Annotated in this window: 11 protein-coding genes, 1 tRNA gene and 1 pseudogene; 8 read left to right on the top strand and 5 right to left on the bottom strand. The window is 61.8% G+C overall.

From position 1 onward, the window contains the following. The 4 genes from HJB91_RS27885 to HJB91_RS27870 all read right to left on the bottom strand — a co-directional run. On the bottom strand, window positions 1-193 hold a 193-nt coding region (locus HJB91_RS27885; RefSeq protein WP_221094610.1), incomplete at its 3' end, for a porin. A gap of 567 nt (window positions 194-760) precedes the next feature. After that, a tRNA-Ser gene (locus tag HJB91_RS27880) sits at window positions 761-851 on the bottom strand. Window positions 852-1,042: 191 nt separating this feature from the next. Next, window positions 1,043-2,260: an NAD(P)/FAD-dependent oxidoreductase gene (locus HJB91_RS27875; RefSeq protein WP_210628519.1), complete on the bottom strand. Its 1,218-nt coding sequence runs from the start codon at window positions 2,258-2,260 to the stop codon at window positions 1,043-1,045. An 87-nt stretch (window positions 2,261-2,347) separates the two neighbouring features. Beyond that, window positions 2,348-3,463, bottom strand: a complete 1,116-nt coding sequence (locus tag HJB91_RS27870) for a Gfo/Idh/MocA family protein (protein ID WP_221156512.1) — start codon at window positions 3,461-3,463, stop codon at window positions 2,348-2,350. 209 nt (window positions 3,464-3,672) lie between these two features. Here HJB91_RS27870 and HJB91_RS27865 point away from each other — a divergent pair, with 209 nt between their 5' ends. The 8 genes from HJB91_RS27865 to HJB91_RS27830 all read left to right on the top strand — a co-directional run bounded on the left by HJB91_RS27865 (window position 3,673) and on the right by HJB91_RS27830 (window position 12,143). Beyond that, window positions 3,673-4,548 carry a MurR/RpiR family transcriptional regulator gene (locus HJB91_RS27865; RefSeq protein ID WP_210628521.1) on the top strand — a complete coding sequence of 292 codons (876 nt, stop codon included), beginning with the start codon at window positions 3,673-3,675 and terminating at the stop codon, window positions 4,546-4,548. Between the two features lie 92 nt (window positions 4,549-4,640). Further along, window positions 4,641-6,575, top strand: a complete 1,935-nt coding sequence (gene iolC / locus HJB91_RS27860) for a bifunctional 5-dehydro-2-deoxygluconokinase/5-dehydro-2-deoxyphosphogluconate aldolase (RefSeq protein WP_210628522.1) — start codon at window positions 4,641-4,643, stop codon at window positions 6,573-6,575. A gap of 198 nt (window positions 6,576-6,773) precedes the next feature. After that, window positions 6,774-8,624, top strand: coding sequence for a 3D-(3,5/4)-trihydroxycyclohexane-1,2-dione acylhydrolase (decyclizing) (iolD, locus tag HJB91_RS27855; protein WP_221147731.1), 1,851 nt, complete (start codon window positions 6,774-6,776; stop codon window positions 8,622-8,624). 68 nt (window positions 8,625-8,692) lie between these two features. Further along, complete coding sequence (gene iolE / locus HJB91_RS27850; RefSeq protein WP_210628524.1) at window positions 8,693-9,610, top strand: myo-inosose-2 dehydratase; 918 nt, start codon at window positions 8,693-8,695, stop codon at window positions 9,608-9,610. A 238-nt stretch (window positions 9,611-9,848) separates the two neighbouring features. Beyond that, a complete protein-coding gene (gene iolB / locus HJB91_RS27845) occupies window positions 9,849-10,646 on the top strand; it encodes a 5-deoxy-glucuronate isomerase (protein ID WP_210628525.1) in 798 nt (265 codons plus the stop codon). A gap of 88 nt (window positions 10,647-10,734) precedes the next feature. Continuing rightward, complete coding sequence (locus HJB91_RS27840; RefSeq protein WP_210628526.1) at window positions 10,735-10,962, top strand: DUF1127 domain-containing protein; 228 nt, start codon at window positions 10,735-10,737, stop codon at window positions 10,960-10,962. A 72-nt stretch (window positions 10,963-11,034) separates the two neighbouring features. Beyond that, a complete protein-coding gene (locus tag HJB91_RS27835) occupies window positions 11,035-11,874 on the top strand; it encodes a helix-turn-helix transcriptional regulator (RefSeq protein ID WP_210628527.1) in 840 nt (279 codons plus the stop codon). A gap of 107 nt (window positions 11,875-11,981) precedes the next feature. Then, complete coding sequence (locus HJB91_RS27830) at window positions 11,982-12,143, top strand: hypothetical protein (protein ID WP_210628528.1); 162 nt, start codon at window positions 11,982-11,984, stop codon at window positions 12,141-12,143. Window positions 12,144-12,188: 45 nt separating this feature from the next. Here HJB91_RS27830 and HJB91_RS27825 read toward each other — a convergent pair. Then, window positions 12,189-13,555: pseudogene (locus tag HJB91_RS27825) on the bottom strand (MATE family efflux transporter). Window positions 13,556-13,639: the final 84 nt, after the last annotated feature.

Here is a 13,639-nt window from a genome sequence, read left to right as displayed (position 1 = left end):
AACGGATGTAGCCTTCGATCTTGAGGCAAGTTTCGGTGCCGGGGATGTAGAAGTAGCCGGTGCCGTAAGCGTCGCAGACGCGAACATATTCAACCGGTTCCGGCTCGGCAGCAACAATAGCGTCAGCAGCCTGAGCACCGGAAACTACTGCGAGAGCAGCAGCGGAGCCGAGAAGAAGGCTCTTGATGTTCATAAATGACCTCCAATTCAAAGTTTCGATCGGGTTTGGGATCTTTCGCTGAGCAGCGTTCCCTGCCCCATCCCCGTGTTTCAAGAAGTGGACGATCCGTCGCCCTTGCTTCCGAGGGTGAAAATACAAGACGGCGACCGTCACGCAATCACCAACTTACTCGAATGGGTGGTTTGCGGGAGCCTTCCCGACATTCTGTTGCCGAAAGGACACAAGTCGGGCAACCGGCCCCGATTTCCTTTATGCTTTGTTAAGAAAAGCCTGGTTTTGCGGCTGCTTAGCGGAAATCGACAAAGAACTGGACAAGCGCCTTCCGACGCATTCGCGACACCTTTTTGACAAGATCCGGCAGTTGCGGGAGAGATGGCAGCTCCCGAAAGCGTAACCGCACGTTCACGGATCCGCTATCGGCGCTGCCTGAGGCAGAAGAGCAAAACGTGATTCCCGCCGACGATTCTCTCTCGTCGAGACGAAACGATTCTCCCTCGCGCGACTTGGGGGCGATAGCCGACTAAGCGGCCGTGATTCGCCAGCAGAAGATAAGACTTGGATGCGCTGCGGAAATCGAAATGGCGGAGAAGATGGGATTCGAACCCACGATACGCTTTTGACGTATACTCCCTTAGCAGGGGAGCGCCTTCGACCACTCGGCCACCTCTCCGGTGCCGCCTAACTAGGGTGAGCGGTCTGTGAATGCAAGGGTTTTTTGAGTTTTCACCAGAAGAAATGCAGCGGCGGCCTTTCGGCTTTTTACGGCCAGACGAGAACAATCGCTCGTCTGCGCCCGCCTCCAAAAGCTCGGCCGATCAATCCTTCAGGCGCACACGCCTTGCGGCGCGCGCGCTCGCGGACTCAGCTCAATAGGCTCTTCAGATCGGCTGAGGGGTCGGCGAGGATCGCTCGATTGGGGTTAGTGCCAGATTCCAGCAGTTTTTTGCCGGTCACATAGGCCTTCGCGTCATTGATCGCGTCGACAGCGATCAGCCGGCCTTCCCTGAAGTACCAGATCGAGTGAGCCCCTTCGCGGGCGCCCGGACGCAAAAGCGTGTCGTCATAGCCGAGATTGAAGCCGGCGATCTGCAGCTTGACGTCGTACTGGTCGGACCAGAACCACGGTTTCGGCTCATAGGGCTCGTCGCCACCAGCGATGACGGCTGCCGCAGCTTCAGCCTGGTCGACAGCGTTCTGCACCGATTCGAGCCTGATGCGCCCACCCTGCCATGGAAGTGCGGCGCAATCGCCGGCCGCAAAAATCGCCGGATCGGAGGTGCGGGCGAATTCATCGACAAGGATGCCATTGGCGACTTCGAGACCGGCTTCCTTGGCAAGCTGATCGTTCGGCACGACGCCGATGCCAACGACGACGAAATCGACATCGATGACCGAGTCGTCGGAAAGGGCGGCGCCGGAGACGCGGCCATTCTTGCCGATCAAATGCTTCAGGCCGGTCTTCTCGCGGATCACCACGTCGTGGCTCTCGTGAATGGCGCGCATGAGGTCGGCCGTTTCCTTCGCCGCGACACGCTGCAGGATTCGATCGGCCATTTCGATGACCGTGACCTCGAGGCCACGATGGCGCGCGACGGCCGCAGCCTCGAGGCCGATGTAACCGCCGCCGATGATGAGGACGCGACGACCGGGGCGCATTTCATCGGCCAGCAGATCGGCGTCGCGCTTGTCGCGGGCGACATAGACGCCTTCGAGATCACCGCCGATTGCTGCCGGCAGCCGGCGCGGCGTCGAGCCGGTGGCGAGCACCAGCGTACCATAGTCGAGAACGGAGCCGTCCTGCAGCAGAACTTGCTTGCTGTCCCGCTCGATCTGTTCGGCCCAGGTCGAAAGGCGAAGATCGACGTCGTTGTCGGCATACCAGTGTTCCGGGCGGAACAGCAGGCGATCGAAGCTCATTTCGCCGAGCAGATATTTCTTCGAAAGCGGCGGGCGCTGATAGGGGGCTACATCTTCGGCGCCGATGAGCGTGATCGGGCGCGTATCCTTCAAAGCACGCAGTTTGGCCGCCAAGGCGAAACCCGCCTGTCCCGCGCCGATGATCACCACTCTATCCGTCACGATCTCACTCCTGAAACTAGGCTCGACACTTACGCCAAGGCCTATCCCCTGCCCTATGCGCCGTCAACGGAAAGCGGCTTCTTACATTCAGCCGATTTCGATCCAGCGACGCTCGTGGAAGGACTGTGCCATGGCATGCACCGACTTTTCTATCCTGAGACCGTCTTTAAATGTCACGATCGACGACGGCTCGCCTGATATTGCCCGGATCAGCTCGCGGCACTCGATGATCTTCAGATCGTTGAAGCCGAGGCCATGGCCAGAAGCCGGGATGAAGCGATCATAGGGCCGATGGGCAGGCGCCGCCAGTATCTTGCGAAAGCCCTGCTCCGAACCCGGCCCTTCTGCCTGATAGAGTTCGAACTCGTTCATGCGCTCCTGGTCGTAGAGGATCGAGCCTTTCGAGCCGTAAATCTGCAGGGCGATGCGCCCCTTGCGACCCCAGGCGGCGCGATTCGCCATCAACACAGCGGAGATGCCGCCGCCGAAGCGCATCAGCACGTTGGCGGCATCGTGATTTTCGACGGCGCGGCGGCCACCCTCGCTGAGCGGACGGTCGGCATAGGGCTTCACCATATCCGTTATGACGGCCTCGACATGGCCGAAAAGATACCAGAGCAACGACAGCGGGTGCACGGCGAAATCGTCAAGTGCACCATAGCCGGCGGAAAGCTCGCTTTTCCAATAGAAGAAGACGTCGGGATCAGCCATGAAATCCTCGTCCATTTCGACGCGGACATGGTTGACCGTACCGAGGGCGCCGTCGCCGACAAGCTTCCTGATGTGCCGCATGACGGGATTCTGAATGTAATTATAGCCGAGAGCGGCAATCTTGCCGGACCGCTCCGCCGTCGCCAGCATGCGCTCGGCATCGGCATAGGCGGGCGCCATCGGCTTCTCACACCAGACATGTTTGCCGGCTTCCAGGGCAGCGACCGCCATTTGGGCATGGAACTGATTGGGCGTGGTGACGGAAACGACGTCGACCTCGGGATCGGCGATCAGCGCCCGCCAGTCTGCCGTTGCCTTTTCGAAGCCGAACTCACCGGCACGGGCCTCGGCAAGCCCGGCATTGGCTTCAGCCAGGTGCACGAGCCGCGGACGCTCGACATCGCCGAACACGGTCTTCACCGCATTCCAGGCCAGTGCATGGCACTTGCCCATATAACCGGTGCCGATCAAACCGATGCCAAGTGGCTTCATTTTCCATCTCCTCCAGAAGTGTGCGCGGATTTTTGGAATATCTGGATCATTTTGGCAAGAGACCGTTGGCAGGCATATGGCCTTCATTCTATCGGTGCGATTGTACAAAACCCTTCAATTACAGGCGATTAAAAACAATTAGGCGCGCCGTTCGAAATCGTCTATGCTCGGCAATATGGAATATTTGTTTCATCCGGTGAGCCGCAAGCATGGATAATGATCCCCAAAGGCACGCGCGCGTGCCGCGCGATTTCGAAAGCCTGCGCAGCACCATCATCGAGCGCAAGGCGAACATGCCGAAGCGGCTGGCGCAGGTCGCCGCCTTCGCGCTCGGCAATCCCGATGAAATCGCCTTTGGCACGACGGCGAGCATCGCGGCCGCCTCCGACGTCCAGCCCTCGACGCTGGTACGCCTCGCGCATCATCTCGGTTATGGAGGCTTTTCCGATCTGCAGAGCATCTTCCGCGAACGGCTGCGCGACCGGACGCTGAGCTATGAAGAGCGGCTCGTCACGCTGGAGCAAACGAGCGGCGACGACGAAGACGCCAATCTGCTCTCCGGCTTCATTGCGGCGGCCAGCCAATCGGTCAACCGGCTGGCGGCGACGGTGCAGAGCGATACGTTCACGAAGGCAGTCAATCTCCTTGCCGGCGCCGACACGATCTATCTGATCGCCAAACGGCGCTCCTACCCGCTGACGGCGCACATGACCTACGCTTTTTCCAAGCTCAATATCCGCCATCAGATCGTCGCCTCGCCGAACGGAGTCGACCCTGAGATGGTGCAGTTCGCAACACCCAGGGATGCGGCGATCGCGGCGAGCTTTTCGCCTTACGCGGCCGACAGCCTCAGCCAGAGCCAGGAACTTGCCGACCGTGGCGTCCCCGTCATCGCCATTACCGATTCGGCCTTCTCGCCCCTCGCTGCCTGCGCCACGCACTGGTTCGAAGTGGCGGAGGCCGATTTTGCCGGCTTCCGCTCGCTGTCGGCCTCGATGGCGCTGACCATGGCGCTGCCGGTCGCCATCGCCGAACGGCGTCGAAAACGTCAGCATTCAAAAGCTGTAAAAGCCAAAATGGAATAAACATTCCGAATTGACAAAATATCGGAACCGATGTTTCATTATTAAAAATTCGCAGGCACTGGAAGCCGCGCAAAATCTAGCGGGAGGACATCATGATACAATCGAATCCGGGATTACAGCCGGAGCCGGCGCTTGATGTAATCACCATCGGCCGCTCCTCGGTCGATCTTTACGGCCAGCAGATCGGTTCGCGACTGGAGGATATCGCCTCTTTCGCCAAATCCGTCGGGGGCTGCCCGTCCAATATCGCCATCGGCACGGCGCGGCTCGGCCTCAAGTCCGGGCTCATCACCCGCGTCGGCGACGAGCAGATGGGACGCTTCATCCGTGAGCAGGCGGCGCGGGAAGGTGTGGCGACGGACGGCATCGTCACCGACAAGGAACGGCTGACAGCGCTGGTGCTGCTTGCGGTCGAGGCCGAAGGCGTGTCGCCGATGATCTTCTATCGCTCCGACTGCGCCGACATGGCGCTCGAGGAAGGCGATATCGACGAGAACTTCATCAAGTCGTCGCGCGCCGTTCTCGTTTCCGGCACGCATTTTTCGCGGCCCAACACCGAGGCCGCGCAGCGCAAGGCGATCCGCATCGCCAAGGAGAACGGCCGCAAGGTGATCTTCGACATCGACTACCGGCCGAATCTCTGGGGCCTTGCCGGCCATGCGGAAGGCTTCGAGCGCTACGTGAAGTCCGACCGCGTCTCTTCGAAGATGAAGGAGACGCTGCCGGATTGCGATCTCATCGTCGGCACTGAAGAAGAAATCCTCATCGCGTCGGGCGCGGACGACGTACTCGGCGCGCTGAAGGAGATCCGACGGCTGACGCCGGCGACCATCGTGCTCAAGCGCGGCGCGATGGGCTGCATCGTTTATGACGGGCCGATCGCCGACGACCTCGAAGCCGGCATCGTCGGCCAGGGCTTCCCGATCGAGGTGTACAACGTGCTCGGCGCCGGCGACGCCTTCATGTCCGGCTTCCTGCGCGGCTTCCTGCGCGATGAGCCGCTGAAGACCTGCGCCACCTGGGCCAATGCCTGCGGCGCCTTCGCCGTCTCCCGACTGCTCTGCTCGCCCGAATATCCGACCTGGGCGGAACTCGACTTCTTCCTGAAGACCGGCAGCAAACATCGGGCGCTGCGCAAGGACGAGGCGATCAACCATATCCATTGGGCATCGACCCGGCGCGGCGAAATCCCGCTTCTGATGGCGCTGGCGATCGACCACCGCTCGCAGCTTGTCAGCGTCGCCGATGAACTCGGCGTCGGCCATGACAAGATCGTCGCCTTCAAGCGGCTCGCCGTCGAAGCCGCCGCTCGCGTTTCGAACGGCCGCGAGGGCTACGGCATGCTGATCGATGAACGTTTCGGCCGCGACGCATTCTTCGATGCGGCGACGAAGAATTTCTCCTGGATCGGCCGGCCTGTCGAACTGCCGGGCTCGAAGCCGCTGCGCTTCGAATTCAGCCAGGATATCGGCTCGCAGCTTGTCGAATGGCCGCTCGACCATTGCATCAAGTGCCTGTGCTTCTACCACCCCGACGATCCGGCCGAATTGAAGACGGAGCAGCAGGAGAAGCTGCGCACGCTTTTCGAGGCCGCGCGCAAAGTCGGTCGCGAGCTGCTGGTGGAAATCATCGCCGGCAAGAACGGCCCGCTCACGGACGATACGATCGCCACCGCGCTGGAGGAACTCTACGCGCTCGGCATCAAGCCGGACTGGTGGAAGCTGGAGCCGCAGGCTTCCGGCGAAGCCTGGAAGAAGATCGATGCGGTGATCGCCAAAAATGATCCATGGTGCCGTGGTATCGTGCTTCTCGGGCTCGAAGCGCCCGCAGAGGAACTGATCTCCTGTTTCGAGGCGACGCTGGCGGCTCCCTCGGTGAAGGGCTTCGCCGTCGGCCGGACGATCTTTGCCGATCCGGCGCGCGCCTGGCTCTCCGGCGAAATAAACGACGAGGCGGCAATCGCCGACATGGCCGGCCGTTTCCGGCAATTGACAGAGGCCTGGCTTCAGACGCGCGGGCTTCACTGAGAATTAGACCCCTCCCCAACCCCTCCCCACGAGGGGGAGGGACTTAACTTGAGGAAACGCTTCACGCCACAAACGAGCTCTCTTGCGGACGCAACGTTGCGGTGAAATGCGGCGAGCCCCCACGAGTTAGCCCTTCCCTTGTGGGAAGGGGTTGGGGAGGGGAAACCAGACAAAAAGTTAAAAGTTCGGGAGGCCCCGATGGGCAAGACGATACGGTTGACGATGGCGCAGGCCATCGCGCATTTCCTGAAAGTACAGATGACTGTTGTCGACGGCAAAAAGGTGCCGATCTTCGGCGGCGTCTGGGCGATCTTCGGCCACGGCAACGTCGCCGGCATCGGCGAGGCTCTCTATCAGGTGCGCGGGGAATTGACGACCTACCGCGCTCATAACGAACAGGGCATGGCGCATGCCGCGATCGCCTATGCCAAGGCAAATTTCCGCACGCGCTTCATGGCCTGCACGACCTCGATCGGCCCCGGCGCGCTGAACATGGTGACGGCCGCGGGTGTCGCCCATGTCAACCGCATTCCCGTTCTCTTCCTGCCTGGCGACGTCTTCGCCAACCGCGCGCCGGATCCGGTGCTGCAGCAGATCGAGGATTTCGGCGACGGCACCGTGTCGGCCAATGATGCCTTCCGCCCGGTTTCGCGTTACTTCGACCGGATCACCCGGCCGGAGCAGATCATCACCGCGCTAAAGCGGGCCATGCAGGTGCTGACCGATCCGCTCGATTGCGGCCCGGTGACGCTGTCGCTCTGCCAGGACGTTCAGGCCGAGGCCTTCGATTATCCGGAAAGCCTGTTCGAAGAAAAAGTCTGGACGACCCGCCGGCCGCAGCCGGATGCCGACGAACTGGCAAATGCCATCGCCCTTATCAAGGCATCAGAGAAGCCGGTGATCGTTGCCGGCGGCGGCGTGCTCTATTCGCAGGCAACGAAGGAACTCGCGGCCTTTGCCGAAAGCCACGCCATTCCCGTCGTCGTCACTCAGGCCGGCAAGTCGTCGATCAACGAGACCCATCCGCTGGCGCTCGGCTCGGTCGGCGTCACCGGCACATCGGCGGCGAACGCGATCGCCGAAGAGACGGATCTCGTCATCGCCGTCGGCACGCGCTGCCAGGATTTCACGACCGGCTCCTGGGCGCTCTTCAAGAACGACAACGTGAAGATGGTCGGCCTCAACATCGCCGCCTATGACGCGGTGAAGCACGACAGCCACCCTGTGGTGGCCGATGCCCGCGAAGGGCTGAAGGCGCTTTCGGCAGGGCTTTCCGGCTGGAAGGCGCCGGCAGCGCTTAGCGAGAAGGCAGTTGCGGAAAAGAAACTCTGGATGGAGGCTGCCACCAAGGCGATGGCGGCGACCAACACCGCCCTGCCCTCCGATGCGCAGGTGATCGGCGCGGTGGCGCGCACTCTCGGCGGCGAGAACACGACAGTGCTTTGCGCCGCAGGCGGTCTGCCCGGCGAGTTGCACAAGCTCTGGCCGGCGACGGCGCCCGGCAGTTATCATATGGAATACGGCTTCTCCTGCATGGGCTACGAGATCGCCGGCGGGCTCGGCGCCAAGATGGCGCGCCCCGAACGGGATGTCGTCGTCATGGTCGGCGACGGTTCCTACATGATGATGAACTCCGAGATCGCGACCTCGGTCATGCTCGGCCTCAAGATCAATATCGTCATGCTCGACAATCGCGGTTATGGTTGCATCAACCGGTTGCAAATGGGGACCGGTGGCGCCAACTTCAACAATCTGCTGAAGGACTCCTATCACGAGGTGATGCCGGAGATCGATTTCCGCGCGCATGCCGAAAGCATGGGCGCGATCGCCGTCAAGGTCAGCTCCATCGCCGAACTCGAGCAGGCGATCGTCGATTCGAGGAAGAATGATCGTACGTCCGTCTTCGTCATCGACACTGATCCCTTGATCACCACTGAGGCCGGCGGCCATTGGTGGGATGTCGCGGTGCCGGAAGTCAGCCCGCGCGAAGAAGTCAACAAGGCGCGCAGGGGTTATGTCGAAGCCCGCGGCTCCCAGCGCATCGGCTGAACAGGTTTAGCCCCATTTTTCCGGAGGAGCGGACCCGCTCCTCCGCAATGTCTTCAAGGAGAATATTGATGAAGGCCAAACTCGGCATGTCGCCCATCGCATGGTGGAACGACGACCTTCCTGAGCTTAGCGACGATGTGTCGCTTGAAGAATGCCTGCGGCAATCGCGCAGTGCCGGTTTCACCGGCATGGAGCAAGGCCGCCGTTTCCCCAGCAACCCGGAGGAGATGCTGCCCATCCTGCGCGCCGCCGACGTGACGCTCTGCGGCGGCTGGTTCTCCGGCACGCTTGTCAATGAGGAGCTTGCCGCCAACAAGGACCGCATCGCGCCGATGATCGAGCTTTTCAAGGCGGTCAATGCGCCCTGCATCGTCTATGGCGAAGTCGGCCGCTCCATACAGGGCGACCGCTCCAAGCCGCTCGCCACCAAGCCGCGCCTCACCGACGACGAGATGAAGGCCTATGCGCGCCGCGTCACCGAATTCGGCGAATGGTGCGCCGAGCAAGGCATGCCGCTCTCTTATCACCACCACATGGCCGCCGTCGTCGAAACCGAGCCGGAGCTTGACGCCTTCATGCGCAATTCGGGCGAAGGTATTCCGCTGCTGCTCGACGCCGGGCATCTGGCCTTTGCCGGCGGCGATGTGCTGCGCGCCATCGACAATCACCACGCCCGCATCAACCACGTCCACGTCAAGGACATTCGCCAATCCGTAGTGGACGGACTCGATCGCAGCCGGCAATCCTTCCTCGACGCCGTAGCGCTCGGCGCCTTCACAGTGCCAGGCGATGGATCACTCGATTTCGGCGCCATCGTCCAGCGCTTCGCCGACCACGGCTATGAAGGCTGGTTCGTCGTCGAGGCCGAACAGGATCCGCGCAAGGCGCCGCCGCAGAAGATGGCCGAGATCGGCCATGCCGAACTAATGCGCGTGATGACGGCGGCTGGTTATACGGTGGAAACGGAAGGTTTCCCGAAGCGGTAACGGAAAGAAGGCCCCTCCCCACCGGTGATGGGTTGAACGAACTGCCGGAGCAAGGAGCCCCCTCATCCGCCCTTCGGGCACCTTTGCCGGGGTTGAGCCACGGGGCTCAACCCGTCCTTCGCCCCCCAGCGGAGAGGGGGAAACGAGGCAGCGCGGCATACACCTTCTCCCCTCGGGAAGAAGGTGCCGGGAGCCGGATGAGGGGGCTGCGCCTATCAACATACGAGGAGAAACACCAATGCCAAACCTCAAGGTGAAACCATCAGGCACGCATGGCTGCGTCACGCATGTCACCCCGGAAAGCGCCGGCTGGACCTATGTCGGGTTCGATCTGCACCGGATCAAACCGGGCGAGACTGTTTCGGGAGAGACCGGCGAGCGCGAGGTGTGCCTGGTCTGGGTCAGCGGCAAAGGCAAGGCTTCGGCCGGCGCGAAGGATTTCGGGACGCTCGGCGATCGGATGAACCCCTTCGACGGGGCTCCGCACGCGCTTTATATCCCGATGGGTTCGAATTGGTCGGTCACGGCGGAAACTGATCTGGAACTCGCCGTCTGCTCGGCGCCCGGCGGCGGCGATTATCAGGCGAAGGCGATCCCGCCCGGTACGCATCCGCAGGTGACGCGCGGCAAGGGCACGAATGTGCGCTACGTCAACAACATCATGCCTGAGGACGATAATTCGGCGCATTCCCTGCTCGTCGTCGAGGTGATCACGCCAGGTGGCCACACCTCCTCCTATCCGCCGCACAAGCACGATCAGGACGACCTGCCGAACGAGAGCTTCCTGGAAGAGACTTACTACCATCGCCTTAATCCACCGCAGGGTTTCGGTTTCCAGCGCGTCTACACCGACGACCGCTCGCTCGACGAGGCCATGGCGATCGAGGACGGCGACGTGACACTGGTGCCGAAGGGTTATCACCCCTGCGCGGCAACGCATGGCTATGATCTCTATTATCTCAATGTCATGGCTGGGCCGAAGCGGATCTGGAAATTCCACAATGCCGCCGAGCACGAATGGCTGCTGAAGGTATAAAGGCCGCGTTCGATCGCTAAATAATCTGACAGCGCCAAACCGTCGATGATGGTTCACTGCCTCCATCCAATGAGGATGGAGGATCATCATGCATAGCTCGAATTTCACGATACCGGCCCGCAATATCCGCTCTTCGCGGCTCATCCGGCCCGGCCTTCTCTCTGCAGTCGGCACGGCGGTCCGCTGGCTGGGGCGCAAGATCGGCGAACGGCGCAACTACAATGCGCTGATGGAACTTTCCGACGCTCAGTTGAAGGATGTCGGCCTCTCCCGGGGGCAAACAGAAAGCGACGTGCACGTTTACAGCCGCTACTGAAACATCAAACTCACTGTGTTACTGTGCCCCTGTGCAGCCTTGTCGGGCTGCCTGCCTGAACCGGATGATACGATGTTGCAGTTTTCAACAGCACTGCTCCTGAAAACGAAGACCGTCACCATTCGTGACGTCGTCTGCAATGGCGAGTGCCGCCACAAGAGCGACGAGGAATGTGCTCACAAGACAAGCCTCGTCTATCCCTATCGCGGCGTCTTCATGCGCCATGTCGGCCGCACGGATACAGTGGCTGAAGCCAATCAGGTGTTGTTCTTCAATGCCGCTCAGGGCTATCGGATCAGTCATCCGATCGCGGGCGGCGATGCCTGTATCGACCTGTCGATCGACGAATCCATGCTGGAAGAGCTGGCGCCGAAGGAGCAGGCGCAGCCCGGCCCGGCCTTTTCCTTCCGCCGCCAGCGCCGGCGGATCGACCCGCGCGCGCAGGCGCTGGTCGCCCTGCTGCGTCACGGTCTTAGGCGCAACGTCGCCGAAACACTCGAGGCGGAAACGCTGGCCCTGACGCTGGTTCGCCGCTCGCTCGGCGAGCGCACGTCGCACGCCGCCGGCGCCAGCCTCGGCCGGCAGAAACTCGTCGACCGGGCAAAGCTGGTGCTTTCCTCCGATCTCGCGCGACGCTGGACGCTTGCGGAAATCGCCTCGGAAGTCGGCGTTTCCCCTGTTTACCTCACCCAGGTCTTCCAGCAGGTCGAGGCCACGCCGCTCTATCGCTATCAGCTGAGGCTGCGGCTTGCCCGGGCGCTCGATCTGCTCGGCCAGTATGACGATCTGACCTCACTCGGCCTCGATCTCGGTTTTTCCAGCCACAGTCATTTCAGCGCCTCTTTCAAACAGGCCTTCGGTCAGACTCCGGCCGAATTTCAGCGCTCGGCGCAACTGCGGCGCCGACCGTAGAGCTTTTCCGAGTTGATCATCGCTAAAGTTTTCGACAGCGATGACGCGGTCTTCGATGCTCTTATGGCGCTGTCCCGATCCAGGGACGATCAATGGAGGATTACCCGATGAAGAAGACCACATGTGCTGCCTGCGACTGCGAACTCGGCGCCGAGATCATCACCGTCAAGCTCGGCGGCAGGACCGTCGAAGTCTGCTGCCAGGAATGCGCCGAGGCACTGAACGAGGCGGAAGCGTCGACGTCGGCCGCTCAGAGCGGCAACGAATAGGGGCAATCGCCGGAGGCCGCGCCGGGAAGGCGCGGCCTCCGCCTCTCAGGCGGGCAGAAGCCCGTATCGCCAGCCGCGGCGTCTGGCATTCTCAGACAGCACCAGCAAGGCAAGCACCACCATGCCTGCCTCGGCAAAGACAGGCACCATCCAGATTCCCTGCTCGCCGAAGACGAAGGGCAGCAGGAAGGTGAGAGGCAGGGTGAGAAGATAGGGTCGCGACAGACCGAAGATCGCCGCGCGCGGCGCATCCCCGATCGACTGAAAATAGGACGACAGGATCAGCATCTGCCCGAAGAGAAAATAGGCGCCGATCGTCCAGGGCAGAATTCGCCTGACCTCGGCGATAATGGCGGGATCGCCAACGAAAACGGCGCCGATGCGACCGGCCAGCAATTCCACCGTGATCTCCACCAGGCTGCAATAGACGAGTGCCGAGAGCATGGCGATCTGCAGGCTTCGGCCGACGCGCAACCCAAGGCCGGCGCCGTGATTGTTGCCGGCGATCGTCTGCAGTGTGATGCTGAGGCCAAGCAGCGGCAGATAGGTGAAGGTCAGGATGCGGGTGATAATGCCGTAGGCGGCAAGGGTGGCGGTATACTCACGCGTGCTCCAGAGCGAGACGTTGACCAGAATCGCGGCCGAGGCAAGCGATATGCCGATGAAACCGAGGCTCATCGGCGCGCCCAAGGCGACGATGCCTGCCACTCGACAAGGGCGAATGCGGGAGAAGGCCTGAGTGTCGCCGGCCGGCGCCAGCGATAGACGAGCACGGCCACGAGACAGATGAACTGCGAGGCGATGGAGCCTGCGGCCGAACCGACCACGCCCCAATGCATCACTGCCATGAACAGCCAGTTGGCGAGGATGTTAAGCAGTGAGGCCGAAAGTGTGACCACCGTCATGAACCCGATCCTGCCTTCACAGCGCAGCCCGTCGAGATGCAGCGACAGGAAGAAACTCACCGGCGTCGAGGCGATCATCGCGCCCATGAAGAGCATGGCGCCGTCGGCCACGGCGGTGTTGCCGGCGGCGCCGGCATCGATGATCCGCCCGCCGAGGGTCCAGTAGACCATGATGAGAATCACGATGACGGCGAGCGCCAGCGTATGGGCGCCGGAAAATACCCGACGCGCGCCCTGGCGATCGCCGGCACCGAGCCGACGGGCGAGGATGCTTCCCATGCCGTTCGAGACGAGCGATTGCAGGGCGACCAGCAGCATAAGCCCCGGGAAGATCAGGCTGACGGCTGAGAGGGCGTCGGGGCCGACATAGGCCCCCAGGAAATAGGCGTCGACGACAGCAAACAGGCCGTTGACAGTGGTGATCGCGACGATCGGCGCCGCAGTTCTGATGAATACGCCCGGCAGCCAGCCGGTGAGGAAGGCATTGTCATTGGAAGGATCGGCCATGGAGAAATCCCTGCGATATCGGGCGACATCCGCTGCGGCTTGAACAAGCGCATGCATGCGGACAGCCTGGAAAGGATGAGGAGC

This window comes from Rhizobium sp. NLR10b (assembly GCF_019685435.1).
Taxonomy (GTDB): domain Bacteria; phylum Pseudomonadota; class Alphaproteobacteria; order Rhizobiales; family Rhizobiaceae; genus Rhizobium.
This window is presented reverse-complemented; position numbering and strand designations above follow the sequence as displayed.

What these genes read in the sequence shown, in the direction of transcription:
- HJB91_RS27870 (WP_221156512.1), bottom strand. Translation starts at nt 3,463, where the DNA reads ATGAAGCCACTTGGCATCGGTTTGATCGGCACCGGTTATATGGGCAAG.
- iolD (WP_221147731.1), top strand. Translation starts at nt 6,774, where the DNA reads ATGGGCAAGACGATACGGTTGACGATGGCGCAGGCCATCGCGCATTTC.
- HJB91_RS27835 (WP_210628527.1), top strand. Translation starts at nt 11,035, where the DNA reads ATGTTGCAGTTTTCAACAGCACTGCTCCTGAAAACGAAGACCGTCACC.
- HJB91_RS27830 (WP_210628528.1), top strand. Translation starts at nt 11,982, where the DNA reads ATGAAGAAGACCACATGTGCTGCCTGCGACTGCGAACTCGGCGCCGAG.
- iolC (WP_210628522.1), top strand. Translation starts at nt 4,641, where the DNA reads ATGATACAATCGAATCCGGGATTACAGCCGGAGCCGGCGCTTGATGTA.
- iolB (WP_210628525.1), top strand. Translation starts at nt 9,849, where the DNA reads ATGCCAAACCTCAAGGTGAAACCATCAGGCACGCATGGCTGCGTCACG.
- HJB91_RS27840 (WP_210628526.1), top strand. Translation starts at nt 10,735, where the DNA reads ATGCATAGCTCGAATTTCACGATACCGGCCCGCAATATCCGCTCTTCG.
- HJB91_RS27865 (WP_210628521.1), top strand. Translation starts at nt 3,673, where the DNA reads ATGGATAATGATCCCCAAAGGCACGCGCGCGTGCCGCGCGATTTCGAA.
- iolE (WP_210628524.1), top strand. Translation starts at nt 8,693, where the DNA reads ATGAAGGCCAAACTCGGCATGTCGCCCATCGCATGGTGGAACGACGAC.